Genomic DNA, 13,959 nt, shown 5'->3' with positions numbered 1-13,959 from the left:
CACAAGTTCCGCGAGGTGGCCTTCACGAACCTCGGAGCTACTTCTTGTACAGGCCTTCGATGGCCTCGGCGTAGTTCTTCGACACCACGTTGCGCTTCAGCTTCAGGCTCGGCGTGATCTCGCCGCCGGCTTCGGTGAAGTCGTTGGCCAGCACCGTGAACTTCTTGATCGCCTCGGCCTTGGACACCGACTTGTTGGCCTCGTCGACCGCGGCCTGGATCTCCGCGAGCAGCTCGGCGTCCGACGCGAGGTCAGCGACCGTGGCGGACGCGGGCTTGCCGTGCTGGGACTTCCAGGACGGGAAGTACTCCTCGTCGACCGTCACCAGCGCGGCGATGAACGGGCGCTGGTCGCCGACCACCATCGCCTGGCTGACCAGCGGGGCCGCCTTGATCGTGTCCTCGAGGCCGGACGGGGCGACGTTCTTGCCGCCCGCCGTCACGATGATCTCCTTCTTGCGGCCGGTGATCTTCAGGAACCCGTCCGCGTCCAGCTCGCCGAGGTCGCCCGTGTGGAACCAGCCGTCGGTGAGCGCTTCCGCCGTCGCCTGCGGGTTGTTGTAGTACGCCCGGAACACGACGTCGCCCTTGAGCAGGACTTCGCCGTCGTCGGCGATGCGGACCGACGTGCCGTTGACCGGCTTGCCGACCGTGCCGACGCGGAACGCCGTCTGGGTGTTGACGTTCGCCGCCGCGGACGTCTCGGTCAGGCCGTAGCCCTCGAACACCGGGACGCCGATGCCGCGGAAGAAGTGCGCCAGCCGCGCGCCCAGCGGGGCGCCGCCGGACACCGCCGCGACGCAGCGGCCGCCGAGGGCCGCGCGCAGCTTGCCGTAGACCAGCTTGTCGAACGCCAGGTGCTTGAGCTTGAGGCCCAGCCCGGCGCCGCCCTTGTCCTGCGCCTCGCTGTAGGCGACGGCGGTGGCCTCGGCGGCGTCGAAGATCTTGCCCTTGCCCTCGCTGTGCGCCTTCTGCTTCGCCGAGTTGTAGACCTTCTCGAACACGCGCGGCACCGCGACGACGAACGTCGGCCGGAACGTGCCGAGGTCGGCGACCAGGTTCTTGACGTCGGGGGTGTGCCCGAGGGTGACGCGGGCGGTGAGCGCGGTCACGGCGATCGCGCGGGCCAGCACGTGCGCCAGCGGCAGGAAGCACAGCAGCGAGTTGCCCTGCTCCATCAGCTGTGGGAACGCCTCGATGTCGGCGCGGATCTCCGCGAGGAGGTTGCGGTGGGTCAGCTCGACGCCCTTGGGGCGGCCGGTGGTGCCCGAGGTGTAGACGATGGTGGCCAGCTCGTCGGCGGTGACCTCGCGGCGGCGCTCGTGCAGCTCGTCGTCGGACAGGTCGGCGCCGAGGGCGGCCAGCGTTTCGACGGCGGGGGTGTCGCCCTCGATCTGCCACGTGTGGTCGAGGTCGGTGAGCCGGTCACGGACTTCGTCGACGGCGGCGGCGTGCGCGTTCGTCTCGACGAACACGGCCTTCGCGGCCGAGTCGGAGAGGATCCAGTGCACCTGTTCGGGCGACGACGTGTCGTAGATCGGGACCGTAACCGCGCCCGCGGCCCAGATCGCGAAGTCGATCAGCGTCCACTCGTAGCGCGTCTTCGACATGATCGCGACGCGGTCGCCGCGGCCGACGCCGGCCTTGGCCATGCCCTTGGCGACGGCCAGCACCTGGGCGGCGAACTCCTTGGCGGTCACGTCCAGCCAGGTGCCCTCGACCTGGCGGCGGAAGCTCACCACGTCGGAGAACCGCTCGGCGTTCGCCCAGACGACATCGGACATGTTCTCGTCGTCGGCCACCGGCTTGCCGGCGGGAGCGCTGTATTCGCGCACGTGGACCTCCGTGTTCAACGCGTGCGGCAGGCGACACCGCTGTTACCCGCCAGTCAACTTAGCGTGGTGAGCACCTTAAGACCATGCTGATCGGCGTCGCACGGCGAGGGCGTGACATTCTTCGCTCGTGAACCAGGCACCACCCGCCCTCGACGTCGTCGACGAGACGTTCCTCGCGGTCCCGCCGTCCACGGTGGCCGCCGTCTTCGCCGATCCCCGATCCTGGACCCGCTACTGGCCCGACCTGGTCCTGGAGGTCTACACCGACCGCGGTGACCAGGGCCTGCGCTGGACCGTGCGGGGCGCGCTCGTCGGTACCATGGAGGTCTGGCTCGAGCCGGTGCTCGACGGCACCCTGCTGCACTACTTCCTGCGGGCGACCCCTGCTGACGCGGCGGGCACGCCCCGTGCGCTGGCGCCGCGCGAGCTGCGCCGGGAGTTCGACCGGCGGGCGCGGGCGGCGAAGGCGATCGCGCTCGGGCTCAAGGAGATCCTGGAGGACGGGCGCGAGCCCGGAGTGCCTCCGCGCGACGAAGGCTAGGGGGCCAGGGGTGCGGGTACACGTCGTCTCGGACGTGCACGGCAACGCGGACGCGTTGAAGCGGGCGGGCGACGGGGCGGACGCCCTGGTCGTGCTCGGCGACCTGATCGACTTCGTCGACTACCGCGACCACGACAAGGGCATCATGGGCGCCCTGTTCGGCGCGGAGAAGGTCGGCGAGTTCGCCCGCCTGCGCCGCGAAGGCACCCGTGACGAAACCGTTGCCTACTCGCGGACGCTCTGGGCGAGCCTCGACGACCCCGCCGCGGCCGTCGACGAGGCCATCCGCGCCCAGTACGCGACGCTGTTCGCGGCGATGACCGCGCCCACCTACGCCACCCCCGGCAACGTCGACACCCCGGCGCTGTGGCCCGAGTTCACCGGCGAGGGCGTCCGGGTGCTCGACGGCGAGGTGGCCGAGATCGGCGGCCTCCGGTTCGGGTTCGTCGGCGGCGCGCTGCTGCCCGACGGTGTCGTCCCGCGCCGCCGCAAGGGTGCGGCCTGGCGCCCCTACCTGCGGGATCGCGAAGACTACGACCGCGGGGTCGCCGCGCTGACCGACGTCGACGTCCTCTGCACGCACGGCCCGCCCGCGCTGCCCGAGCTGACCTACGACGTCGTCGCCCGCCGCAGCGAGATCGGCTCGACGGCGCTGCTGGAGCTGATCCGCGCCCAGCGGCCGCGCTGGTCGGTGTTCGGCCACGTGCACCAGCCGCTGGCGCCGCGCGCCAGGGTGGGGCTGACCGAGTGCCGTAACGTGGGTCACTTCAAGGAGACCGGGCAGCCGTACGTGCTGCGCTGGTGACCAAGCGCGGCGGCTACGCTTCGACCCATGGCCGAGCAGTCCACACAGTCCATCGAGGTCGACGCCGAGCCCAGCCGGGTGATGGCCGTGATCGCCGACTTCCCCGCGTACCCGGAATGGGCCAAGGCCGTCCGGCAGACCGAGGTCCTCGGCACCGACGCCGAAGGCCGGGCCAAGCAGGTCAAGCTGACCCTCGACGCGGGCCCGATCAAGGACGTCTACACCCTCGAGTACGACTGGGACGGCGACGGCCTCGGCGTCAGCTGGCACCTGGTCAAGGGCCAGATGCAGAAGGCGCAGAACGGCCGGTACGCGCTGGAGGACCTCGGCGGCCGCACGCGGGTCACCTACACGCTGTCGGTCGAGCTGGCGCTGCCGATGATCGGCCTGCTGCGCCGCAAGGCCGAGAAGATGGTGATGGACACCGCGCTCAAGGAGCTGAAGAAGCGGGCCGAGGGGTAGCCGCGTGCGGATCCTGCTGTTCACCGGCAAGGGGGGTGTCGGGAAGACCACGCTGGCCGCGGCCACCGGCGCCGCGCTCGCCGCCCGCGGCAGGAAGACCCTCGTCGTGTCCACGGACCCGGCGCACTCGCTCGGCGACGCCTTCGGCCACCCCCTCGGCGCCGAGCCGTCCGAAGTGGACGCTCTGCTGTCGGCCGTGCAGGTCGACTCGCGCACCCTCGTGGACACCAGCTGGCACCGGCTGCGCGCCGAGCTGCAGGCCGCCCTCTCCGGCGCGGGACTGGACACGTTGGACGCCGAAGAGCTCACCGTGCTGCCCGGCGTCGACGAGCTGCTCGCCCTCACCGAAGTCCGCCGCCTGGCCGAAGAAGGCCGGTGGGACACCATCGTCGTCGACTGCGGGCCGACGGCCGAGACGCTGCGGCTGCTCGCCCTGCCCGAAGCCGTCTCCGGCTACCTGAGCCGCGTGTTCGGCCGCCGCGTCACGGAGTCGGTGCGCCGCCTCGGCGCCCACCTCGACGGCCTGCGCGCGTTGCTCACCGAGCCGTCGGTGACCACGGTCCGGCTGGTGCTGACGCCGGAGCGGGTGGTGGTCGCCGAAGCTCGGCGCACGCTCAGCTCGCTGGCCCTGCGCGGCATCGCCGTCGACGGCCTGATCGCGAACCGGCTGATGCCCGCGCCCGGCTTCTGGCGCGGTGGTGCCGCGTCGTGGCTGCGCACGCGCCGCACCCAGCAGGACGCCGTGCTCGCCGAGCTGGCGGCCGCCGGGTTCCGGCACGTGTCCCGCGTCGAGCACCGCGCCGTCGAGCCGGTCGGGCTGCCCGCGCTGCTGGAGATCGCGGCCGAGCTCTACCGCGGTGGCGACCCGCTGGACGGCGACGGCACGCCGGTCACGCCGCTGCTGCGCGTGCGGCCGTCGCCGGAGGGGTACACGTTGCGCGTCGCGATCCCGCTCGGGCGTGGCACCGAGGTCGACCTCGCCCGCGTCGACGACGACCTGGCGATCACCGTGGACGGCTTCCGCAGGCTCATCGCCCTGCCGGAGTCGCTGCGGCCGTGCCGGATCACCGGCGCGGAATCCGACGCCGACGGCCTGGTCGTGAGCCTGGCCGGGAACCGGGGACGCGGGTGAGCGAAGAGACGGCGGCCGACGGGCCGAAGCTGGCCGAAGAGCTCCGCCTGCTCGTCGAGATGGTCGTCGAGAAGGCCGCGCCCTGGCTCGAGGGCGTCCTCGCGGCCGGGCACGGCACCCCTGACGAGGGGAAAGCCGACGGTTCGGCGTGCGGCTGGTGTCCGCTCTGTGCGATCGTCGCCGTTGTGCGAGGTGAGCGCCCCGAGCTGGTGGCCAGGCTGGCCGAGCAGCTCGCGCAGCTGGTCGCCCTGCTGCGCGCCGTGCTCGCCGACCGCTGGGAGCCGGAGGAGGGCGTGCACATGCCCGGGTTCCGGCCCGCGCCGCGGCCCGCCGACACGCGGACGTCGCCGCGGGTGCAGCACATCACCGTCCGCCGGCGTGACGAGTGGGAGAGCTGAGTGCGGACGATAGGGGTGGACGTCGGCGGGACGAGCGTCCGGGCCGGCGTGGTGGACGAACGCGGCTCGTTGCTGGACACGGCCCGCGTCGCGACACCGACCGAGGAAGGCGCCCTCGAGGACGCCATCGCCGGGGTGGTCGAGGACCTGCGCAACCGGCACGAGGTCGCCGGGGTCGGCCTGGCCGTGGCCGGGTTCGTGGCGCGCGACCGCCGGTCGGTGATGTTCGCCCCGCACCTGGCGTGGCGCGGGGCCCCGGTGGCGGACCGGATCGAGAAGCGCGTGGGTCTTCCGGTGCTGCTGGAGCACGACGTGAACGCGGCGATGGTGGGCGAGCACCGCTTCGGCGCGGCCCGCGGCGCCCACGTGGCGGCGCTGGTGGCGCTGGGCACGGGCATCGGCGCGGGACTGTTGCTGGACGGCAAGCTGTTCCGCGGCGCGTACGGCGTCGCCCCGGAGCTGGGGCACCTGACGGTGGTCCGCGGCGGACGGCCGTGCCCGTGCGGCAAGTACGGCTGCTGGGAGCGTTATTGCAGCGGAACGGCGCTGGCGGCGACGGCGGTGGAGTTGCTGGCGCGGCACCCGGGCCGGTCGACGGTGCTGGCCCCGCAGGTCGCGGGCGACCCGGGTTCGGTGACGGGCCGCCGCGTGGCCGGAGCGGCCCGGGACGGCGACCCGATCGCGCAGCTGGCGATGGCGGAGCTGGCGAAGTGGCTGGGCGAGGGGCTGGCCCTGGTCGCGGACGTGTTCGACCCGGAGATCATCGTGATCGGCGGGGGAGTGTCGGAGTCGGCCCCACTGTTCCTGGACGAGGCGCGCGAGCACTACGCGGGCGCGATCACGGGGGCGCGGTACCGGCCGTTGGCCCGGATCAGGACAGCGCACCTGGGCGACGACACGGCGATCGTCGGCGCGGCGGCGTTGGCCCTGGAAGCGGCGAAGACCCCGGTCTGACCGCACCCCAAGCGCCCCAATGTGGCCTTCGGTGCGTGAGACGCAACCAAGGCCACATTGGGGCGCTTGGGCGCGGCCGCCGTCACTCCTCCGGGAAGCTCGCCGACGGCACCAGTCCCTCGGCGAACGCTCGGAACGTCGGCGCCAACGCCAGTTCCGCCCCCAGGTCCACGTCGAACCAGGTCACCGACGGCTGCGCCGACCGGCGGTAGTCCAGCGCGATCCACGTGGGGCCGTCCCCGGCGAGCAGCACCAGCCGGGGCGGCAGGTCCCACTCGTCGCGCAGGGACGGCGAGTCCAGGATCGACAGCTGCCCGCCCACGCCGAGCAGCTCGCCGAACGGAACGTGCGTCTCGCTCCACGACGTCGGGGCGCTCGTCGGGAAGGCGTCGCAGTGCGCGGCCACCGCGCCACCGTCGCGCAGGCCCAGCAGTTCGCCCAGCTCGATGGGCAGCCGTACGCCCAGCTCGCGGCCGGCGTGGGCGAAGGTGCGGGCGTCCAGCGGCTCGCCGGGGCCGTCGGCCCAGAAGGCGGGCTTGAGCTGATCGAACCGGGTCACGCCGGTGAGTGTGACAGGCTGGTCGGGTGAGTGCCCCGTCCGCGAGCGTCTTCGTCAAGTGTTCCTGCGGGCACCTGCACTGGGGCCGCTACGGGGCCGCCGGCCTGCTGCTCGTCGATCCCGCCCGCGGTGTCCTCCTGCAGCGCCGCGCCTGGTGGGTGCACCACGGCCGCACCTGGGCGCTGCCCGGCGGGGCCATCGAAGCGGGGGAGACCGCCGTGACCGCCGCCGCGCGGGAAGCCTTCGAGGAGGCCTCCGTGCCCACCGATGCCTTCCGCGCGGTCTCGGCCTCCGTGGTGGATCATGGGGACTGGAGCTACACCACCGTTCTCGCCCTCGCCGACGGCGCCGAGGCGCGGGTCGCGAACACCGAAAGTGCGGAGGTGCGCTGGGTGGACCCCGACGACGTCCCCGGGTACCGGCTGCACCGCGACTTCGCCGCCGCCTGGCCCGCCCTGCGCGACCGCGTCGGGCAGGAGCTCGTGCTCGTCGTCGACGCGGCCAACGTCGTCGGCTCGCGGCCCGACGGCTGGTGGCGTGACCGGCACGGTGCCGCCGAACGCCTCCGCGACCAGCTCGCGAAACTCGCCGAAGCCGGGGTGCCCGATCCCGCCGACGCGGCGATCACCTGGTGGCCCCGCGTCGTCCTGGTCGTCGAAGGCCAGGCCAAGCACGTCACGAGCACCGAAGGCGTCGAGGTCGTCGCCGCGGACACCGACGGCGACTCGAAGATCGTCGAGGTCGTCGCCGAACAAACCGCCAGGGTCCTCGTCGCGACCGCCGACCGCGAGCTGAAGGGGCGTGTCGAAGCCCTCGGCGCGTCGATCCTCGGCCCCGGCACGCTCCGCAGCCAGCTGGACGAGCTCTAGTCGCGTGGAATCCCGTCGCGCATCTCCGCGACCAGGGACGCCATCACCGCCTTGAGGCTGCCCTTGTGCCGCTCGGCCACCGCCCGCTGGCGCCGGTAGCTCGGCCCGTGCGCCAGGATCGTCTCGACGTCCCGCAGCTCGGCCACGCAGTCCAGGCGCCGCGCCACCGGCTCCAGCCGGTCCAGCAGGTCCACGACGTCGTCGGTGACGAGCCGCTCGCGCCCGGCCGCGTCCAGGATGATGATCGCGTCCGTGCCGTAGCGGGCCGCGCGCCACTTGTTCTCCTGGACGTGCCACGGCGGCAGCGTCGGCAGGATCTCGCCGTCCTCGAGGCGCTCGACGAAGTCGTCCACCAGGCACTGCGTCAGCGCCGCGATCGCGCCGACCTCCGCCAGCGTCGGCAGCCCGTCGCAGACGCGCATCTCGATCGTGCCCAGCTTCGGCGACGGCCGGATGTCCCAGCGGATCTCCGAGAAGTGGTCGATCACGCCGGTGGTGAACATGTCCTCGACGTAGCTCTCCAGCTCCGCCCACTTCCGGAACTGGAACGGCAGCCCGGCCGTCGGCAGCTGCTGGAACATCAGCGCCCGGTTCGACGCGTACCCGGTGTCCTCGGCGCCCCAGTACGGCGAGGACGCCGACAGCGCCTGCAGGTGCGGCGCGTAGTTGAGCAGCGCGTCGAGCACCGGCAGCACCTTGTCGCGGTGGTCGACGCCGACGTGGATGTGCACGCCGTAGATCAGCATCTGCCGTCCCCACCACTGGGTCCGGTCGATCAGCTTGGCGTAGCGCTCCTTGTCGGTGACCTTCTGCTGGTACCAGTTCGAGAACGGGTGCGTCCCCGCCGAGAACATCTCGACGCCGAGCGGGTCGGCGACGCCGTGCACGACGTCCAGGGACCCGGCCAGGTCGGCCTTCACCTCGGCGATCGTGTCGCAGACGCCGGTGATGATCTCGATGGTGTTGAGCAGGAGCTCCTGCTTGATCTTCGGGTGCTCGGCGGCGCCGTCCGGGCGCACCGCCTCGAGGATCCGTTCGGCCACCGACGTCAGCTCGCCGCTGCGCCGGTCCACCAGGCCGAGCTCCCACTCCGCGCCGACGGTCGATCGCCGCGAAGGGCTGAACTCGATGTGCATCGCCGCCGGCGTCAGACCTGGGCGCCGTTGCTCGGGTCCGCGCCGGGCGGCGGGCCCTGGCGGACGCGGAGCAGCAGGAGGGCGATCGCGGTCGCGAGCGCGAGGATCCCCAGCGGCGTCGCCACCGTCGGGCCCACGCCGATCGCGCCGGGCAGGATCAGCAGGAACAGCCCGGCCAGGAACAGCAGCAGGATGAGGAACGCGCCCATCTTCGGCCGCGGCAACGGCGGCGGCTCCGGCGGCACGTAGTGCTCGTCGTCGTCGGCGGGGTCGTCGGAGAAGATGGTGGTGTCCCACGAGGTGCCCCCGGACCGCCAGCCGGGCTCCGGCGGGCTCTCCACGGCGGGCGGCTCGGCGGGCCGCTCCGGCGTCTTGCGCTCGGTCCCGGTGGCTTCGGCGGTGTCTTCCTCGGGCAGCCCGAACCCGTCGGCTCGCAGGTCGGCGACGATCTCGGCGAACGTCGCGTCGACGTCCTCCGGTCCGTCCTTCCCCCGGCTCATGCGGTCTCCTCGGGCTGTGCGGCGTGCGCCTTCGCGAACTCGACGCTACGCGTGAAGATGACCTCGGCGTCGTTGTCCTGCGTCGCGACGTGGTAGCTGTTCTCCAGCACGACCTCGGTGACGTCGGTGCTCGAGACGCCGTTCAGCACGAGCTGCGAGTTCACCGGCTCGACGACGTGGTCGACCGACGAGTGCAGCAGCAGCACCGGCTGCGTCACCTTCGCCAGGTCGGCGCGCACGACGGCCCACAGCTTCGCCAGGCTGGCCGCGGCGCGCACCGGCGTGCGCGGGTAGGCCAGCTCGGTCTCGCCCGGCTTCTTGATGTCGTTCGCGATCGCCGGCACCGACGGCACGATCCGGCCCAGCACGGGCAGCAGCCGGGTGTCCCACTTCAGCCGCGTCACCGACGGGTTGACCAGCACGATCCCGGCGATCCGGTCGCCGAACTCCTCGGCGAGGCGCAGGGTCAGCGTGCCGCCCATGGAGAGGCCGCCGACGAACACCGTCCGGCACGTCGCCAGCAGCGCGAGCAGGGCTTCGCGGACCGCGCCGTACCAGTCCTCCCACGTCGTGCGGTTGAGGTCCGGCCAGCGGGTGCCGTGGCCCGGCAGCAGCGGGCAGCGCACCGTGAACCCGGCCTCGGCCAGGTGGTCACCCCAGGCCCGCATGCTCGCCGGGGTGCCGGTGAACCCGTGGCAGAGCAGGAACCCGGTTTCGGCCGAACCGGTGTGGCCGAACGGTTCCGCGCCGGCGAGCACGCCCATGCGATCGCCTTCCGTGTGAGCGGTGGATTCGTCCATGCTCTCACGGCTCGCGGGCGTTGTGGGGGTCCGCCCGGGCCCGGAATTCGCTGTGAGATCGATCGCTGCCCCGCGGTAACCGGGTGGTCTCCGTTGTGCGCCGGGCACCGGGGTTCGTAGGCTGTTCGGCGCGGGTGACACGGGTTGAGCTGCGATGGAGGACTGAGGCACCGGTGCTGTACTGGCTCATGAAGTGGGTGTTCCTCGGACCGCTGCTCAAGACGCTGTGGCCGACCAAGGTCGTCGGCGCGGAGAACATCCCGGAAACCGGCGGCGCGATCCTGGCGGGCAACCACCTCGCGGTCGCGGACTCGTTCTTCATGCCGCTGCGGGTCAAGCGCAAGGTGACCTTCCCGGCCAAGTCCGAGTACTTCACCGAGCCCGGCTTCAAGGGCCTGCTCAAGAAGTGGTTCTTCACCGGCGTCGGCCAGTTCCCGATCGACCGGTCGGGCGGCAACGCGGCCCAGGCCGCGCTCGACACGGCGACCCGCCTCGTGAAGGACGGCCACCTCCTCGGCATCTACCCGGAGGGCACCCGCTCCCCGGACGGGCGGCTGTACAAGGGCAAGACGGGCGTCGCCCGCATCGCCCTCGACTCCGGCGGCGTCGTGATCCCGGTGGCGATGATCGGCACGGACAAGGTCAACCCGATCGGTTCGAAGATGTGGTGGCCCCGCCGCCTGGAGGTCCGCTTCGGCAAGCCCCTCGACTTCTCGCGCTACGAAGGCCTCGCGGGCGACCGGTTCATCGAGCGGTCGATCACGGACGAGATCATGTACGCGCTGATGGAGCTGTCGGGCCAGGAGTACGTCGACATCTACGCGGCGAAGGCGAAGGAACTGCTGGCGGCGGAAGCGGCCGGGGTCAAGCCGTCGGTGCCCGCCCAGCCGTCGGCACCGGACGCGGCCCGGGTGCCCGATTCCAAGGTCGGCTGACCCACTGCTCCACCTTCCACCCTCAACGGAGGCGCTTCGCGCCGCTGATACCGTCCCGAAGTGCGTTTTTTCTACGACACCGAGTTCATCGAGGACGGCGTGACGATCGACCTGGTGTCGATCGGTGTCGTTGACGAGCGGGGCCGCGAGTTCTACGCGGTGTCGACCGAGTTCGACCCGGCGCGGGCCGGGCAGTGGGTCCGGGACAACGTCCTGGACAAGCTGCCGTCCCCGGCCGACCCGGCTTGGCGCAGCCGCGAGAAGATCCGGGCCGACCTGCTCGAGTTCTTCGGGAAACCGCCGGGCGGGATCGAGCTGTGGGCCTGGTTCGCGGCCTACGACCACGTGGCGCTGGCTCAGTTGTGGGGGCCGATGCCCGCGTTGCCACGGCAGTTGCCCCGGTTCACCCGGGACCTGCGGCAGCGGTGGGAGGACGCCGGGAAGCCGAAGCTCCCAGCTGCTCCTACCGATCAGCATGACGCGCTGGCGGATGCCAAGCACAACCTCGCGCGGTGGGAAGTCATCGAGGAGTACTTCCGGCGCCGGTGAGGCTCGGCCGGAGCGTCGCGAATGACTCATTCGGGACGTACGAGGTCCCCAATGAGTCATTCGCGACGCGGCAGCCTGTCTCAGCGGCGCGCCCGGACCGCCGAGGCCAGCTCGTCCAGCAGCGGAGCCGTGTCGTCCCAAGCCAGGCACGCGTCCGTGATCGACTGGCCGTAGGTCAGCAGCTCCGGGTGCCCCAGCGACAGATCCTGCCGCCCGGCCGCCAGGAAGCTCTCCATCATCAGCCCGACGATCCCGCGCTCACCCGAAGCGATCCGCGAAGCCAGCTCGCGCACCACGGCGGCCTGCCGCACGTGGTCCTTGCCGCTGTTGCCGTGCGACGCGTCGATGATCACCCGCTCCGGCAGGCCCGACTTCGCCAGCCGGGCCAGCGTGTCCGCCACCGTCGCCTCGTCGTAGTTCGGGCCTCCGTTGTGGCCGCGCAGGATCACGTGGCAGTCCGGGTTGCCCGCCGTCGTCAGCAGGGCCGCCAGGCCGTCCGTGTTGATGCCCGGGAACACGTGGCTCGCCGCCGCCGCGCGGGTCGCGTCCACCGCCACCTGGACGTCGCCCTCCGTCGAGTTCTTGATGCCCACCGGCATCGACAGCGCGCTGCACAGCTGGCGGTGCACCTGGCTCGCCGCCGTCCGCGCGCCGATCGAACCCCACGTCACGATGTCCGCGATGAACTGCGGCGTGATCGGGTCGAGGAACTCGCACCCCACCGGCAGGCCGAGCGCCGAGACGTCGAGCAGCAGCTTGCGCGCCATCCGCAGGCCCTTGTTGACCGCGAACGTGCCGTCGAGGTCCGGGTCGTTGATCAGGCCCTTCCAGCCCAGCGTCGTGCGCGGCTTCTCGAAGTACACGCGCATCACGATGTGGAGGTCGTCGCGCACCTCTTCGGCCTTCCCGGCCAGCTTGCGGGCGTAGTCGAGCGCGGCTTCCGGGTCGTGCACCGAGCACGGGCCGACCACCACGAGCAGGCGGTCGTCGCGGCCTTCGAGGACGTCGACCGTCTCGGTGCGGCCTTGGCGCACCACCTTGGCGACGGCCGCGTCGACCGGATGGTCTTCACGCAGCAGTGCGGGGGAAATGAGCGGGCTGATCGACGTGGTGCGCGCGGCGTCGAGGTCGCCGATGGCGGCGGGTCCGGCGGAGAGCGTCATCGCGGGGGTGTTCCTTCCTGGTGGACACCGACCCGCGGGGGATTCGCCGAGCCGGTTTCGAGATCCGGCTCGGGGTGGAGGTCAGCGCAGGTTCACGCCGCCGTGCCCACCCGGGGCCGGCTTCGTAAACCAGAAATAGCGCTGCACGCCGTCAAGGTAGCACACGCCGGCCCCGGACCGATTCGGCAGGTGGTACGGGCTGCACCGATCAAGACGAGAGCCGCTACCCTGGCGAGCGACGAACTGTGACTGTCATCTCCCGAGAACAGACGGAGGCTTCTCATGCGTGTCGGTGTGCTGACCGGCGGCGGCGACTGCCCGGGGCTCAACGCGGTGATCCGCGCCGTGGTCCGCAAGGGCATCGAGGTGCACGGCTGGGACTTCGTGGGCTTCCGCAACGGCTGGAACGGCCCGCTCACCGGCGACAGCCGCCCGCTCGGCCTCAAGGACGTCGAGGACATCCTGACCCGCGGCGGCACCATCCTGCGGTCCTCGCGCACCAACCCGTACAAGGTCGACGGCGGGGTCGAGAAGATCAGGCAGGTCCTGGCCGACCAGGGCGTCGACGCGCTGATCGCGATCGGCGGCGAGGACACCCTCGGCGTCGCGAAGCGGCTGACCGACGACGGCATCGGCGTCGTGGGCGTGCCCAAGACGATCGACAACGACCTGGGCGCCACCGACTACACCTTCGGCTTCGACACCGCGGTCTCCATCGCGACCGAGGCGATCGACCGGCTGCACACCACCGCCGAGTCGCACCACCGCGCGCTCGTCGTCGAGGTCATGGGCCGGCACGCCGGCTGGATCGCGCTGCACTCCGGCCTGGCCGGCGGCGCGAGCGTGATCCTGGTGCCGGAGAAGCACTTCAGCGTCGACCAGGTCGTCGAGTGGGTCGAGCGCCGCTTCGAGAAGGAGTACGCGCCGATCATCGTCGTCGCCGAAGGCGCGCTGCCCGAGGGCGGCGAGGAGAAGCTGCTCACCGGCGAGAAGGACGCCTTCGGGCACGTCCGCCTCGGCGGCATCGGCACCTGGCTGGCCGACGAGATCGCCCACCGCACCGGCAAGGAGTCCCGCGCGGTGGTCCTGGGCCACGTCCAGCGCGGCGGCACCCCGACGGCCTACGACCGCGTCCTCGCGACCCGCTTCGGCCTGCACGCGGTCGACGCGGTGGCCGACGGCGACTTCGGCGTCATGGTCGCCCTCAAGGGCACGGACATCGTCCGGGTCAAGCTGTCCGAGGCGACGGCCGAGCTGAAGACGGTTCCGGTCGAGCGCTACCAGGAAGCAGAAGTCTTCTTCGGCTGAGGTTTCCCGCGAAA

At 71.9% G+C, this 13,959-nt stretch carries 16 protein-coding genes; 10 read left to right on the top strand and 6 right to left on the bottom strand.

What is annotated here, in order from left to right; all coding sequences use genetic code 11:
• Positions 1–37: 37 nt before the first annotated feature.
• Complete coding sequence (locus tag QP939_RS50225) at positions 38–1,834, bottom strand: AMP-dependent synthetase/ligase (protein WP_285454055.1); 1,797 nt, start codon at positions 1,832–1,834, stop codon at positions 38–40.
• 127 nt (positions 1,835–1,961) lie between these two features.
• Between QP939_RS50225 and QP939_RS50220 the strand changes: the two genes are divergently transcribed.
• Genes QP939_RS50220 through QP939_RS50195 form a run of 6 tightly spaced genes read left to right on the top strand, consistent with a single transcriptional unit; the run spans position 1,962 to position 6,126 of the window.
• On the top strand, positions 1,962–2,375 hold the full coding sequence (locus QP939_RS50220) for a polyketide cyclase / dehydrase and lipid transport (protein WP_285454054.1): 414 nt from the start codon (positions 1,962–1,964) through the stop codon (positions 2,373–2,375).
• Between the two features lie 10 nt (positions 2,376–2,385).
• Entirely contained in the window at positions 2,386–3,180 is a 795-nt protein-coding gene (locus QP939_RS50215) for a metallophosphoesterase family protein (protein WP_285454053.1), read from the top strand.
• A 27-nt stretch (positions 3,181–3,207) separates the two neighbouring features.
• Positions 3,208–3,642, top strand: a complete 435-nt coding sequence (locus QP939_RS50210; RefSeq protein ID WP_285454052.1) for an SRPBCC family protein — start codon at positions 3,208–3,210, stop codon at positions 3,640–3,642.
• Between the two features lie 4 nt (positions 3,643–3,646).
• Positions 3,647–4,774 (top strand): ArsA family ATPase, encoded by a 1,128-nt coding sequence (locus QP939_RS50205; RefSeq protein ID WP_285454051.1) that lies wholly within the window; start codon positions 3,647–3,649, stop codon positions 4,772–4,774.
• A gap of 59 nt (positions 4,775–4,833) precedes the next feature.
• Positions 4,834–5,172, top strand: coding sequence for a hypothetical protein (locus tag QP939_RS50200; protein WP_285460033.1), 339 nt, complete (start codon positions 4,834–4,836; stop codon positions 5,170–5,172).
• 15 nt (positions 5,173–5,187) lie between these two features.
• A complete protein-coding gene (locus tag QP939_RS50195) occupies positions 5,188–6,126 on the top strand; it encodes an ROK family protein (protein WP_285460032.1) in 939 nt (312 codons plus the stop codon).
• An 82-nt stretch (positions 6,127–6,208) separates the two neighbouring features.
• On the opposite strand, the gene QP939_RS50190 is transcribed toward QP939_RS50195, so the two are convergent.
• Positions 6,209–6,685 carry an SMI1/KNR4 family protein gene (locus QP939_RS50190; RefSeq protein WP_285454050.1) on the bottom strand — a complete coding sequence of 159 codons (477 nt, stop codon included), beginning with the start codon at positions 6,683–6,685 and terminating at the stop codon, positions 6,209–6,211.
• Between the two features lie 26 nt (positions 6,686–6,711).
• Here QP939_RS50190 and QP939_RS50185 point away from each other — a divergent pair, with 26 nt between their 5' ends.
• Positions 6,712–7,554 carry an NUDIX hydrolase gene (locus QP939_RS50185; RefSeq protein WP_285454049.1) on the top strand — a complete coding sequence of 281 codons (843 nt, stop codon included), beginning with the start codon at positions 6,712–6,714 and terminating at the stop codon, positions 7,552–7,554.
• On the opposite strand, the gene QP939_RS50180 is transcribed toward QP939_RS50185, so the two are convergent.
• Genes QP939_RS50180 through QP939_RS50170 form a run of 3 tightly spaced genes read right to left on the bottom strand, consistent with a single transcriptional unit; the run spans position 7,551 to position 9,954 of the window.
• Entirely contained in the window at positions 7,551–8,690 is a 1,140-nt protein-coding gene (locus QP939_RS50180) for a glutamate--cysteine ligase (protein ID WP_285454048.1), read from the bottom strand. The two genes, QP939_RS50185 and QP939_RS50180, sit on opposite strands and share 4 nt — an antisense overlap.
• Positions 8,691–8,701: 11 nt before the next feature.
• Positions 8,702–9,190, bottom strand: a complete 489-nt coding sequence (locus QP939_RS50175) for a hypothetical protein (RefSeq protein WP_285454047.1) — start codon at positions 9,188–9,190, stop codon at positions 8,702–8,704.
• Positions 9,187–9,954, bottom strand: coding sequence for an alpha/beta hydrolase (locus QP939_RS50170; RefSeq protein ID WP_285454046.1), 768 nt, complete (start codon positions 9,952–9,954; stop codon positions 9,187–9,189). Before QP939_RS50170 ends, QP939_RS50175 begins: the two co-directional genes overlap by 4 nt.
• Positions 9,955–10,163: 209 nt before the next feature.
• Here QP939_RS50170 and QP939_RS50165 point away from each other — a divergent pair, with 209 nt between their 5' ends.
• Together QP939_RS50165 and QP939_RS50160 are read left to right on the top strand one after the other, a co-directional pair.
• On the top strand, positions 10,164–10,925 hold the full coding sequence (locus QP939_RS50165; protein WP_285454045.1) for a lysophospholipid acyltransferase family protein: 762 nt from the start codon (positions 10,164–10,166) through the stop codon (positions 10,923–10,925).
• A 60-nt stretch (positions 10,926–10,985) separates the two neighbouring features.
• A complete protein-coding gene (locus tag QP939_RS50160) occupies positions 10,986–11,474 on the top strand; it encodes a polyadenylate-specific 3'-exoribonuclease AS (protein ID WP_285454044.1) in 489 nt (162 codons plus the stop codon).
• A gap of 80 nt (positions 11,475–11,554) precedes the next feature.
• On the opposite strand, the gene QP939_RS50155 is transcribed toward QP939_RS50160, so the two are convergent.
• Positions 11,555–12,637, bottom strand: a complete 1,083-nt coding sequence (locus QP939_RS50155; RefSeq protein WP_285454043.1) for a 3-deoxy-7-phosphoheptulonate synthase — start codon at positions 12,635–12,637, stop codon at positions 11,555–11,557.
• Positions 12,638–12,919: 282 nt separating this feature from the next.
• Here QP939_RS50155 and QP939_RS50150 point away from each other — a divergent pair, with 282 nt between their 5' ends.
• Positions 12,920–13,945 carry a 6-phosphofructokinase gene (locus QP939_RS50150; protein WP_285454042.1) on the top strand — a complete coding sequence of 342 codons (1,026 nt, stop codon included), beginning with the start codon at positions 12,920–12,922 and terminating at the stop codon, positions 13,943–13,945.
• Positions 13,946–13,959 lie beyond the last annotated feature (14 nt).

The sequence above is a fragment of the Amycolatopsis nalaikhensis genome (assembly GCF_030264295.1).
Classification (GTDB): domain Bacteria; phylum Actinomycetota; class Actinomycetes; order Mycobacteriales; family Pseudonocardiaceae; genus Amycolatopsis; species Amycolatopsis nalaikhensis.
The sequence above is the reverse complement of the archived record's forward strand: the minus strand, read 5'-3'. Positions and strand labels throughout refer to the sequence as shown.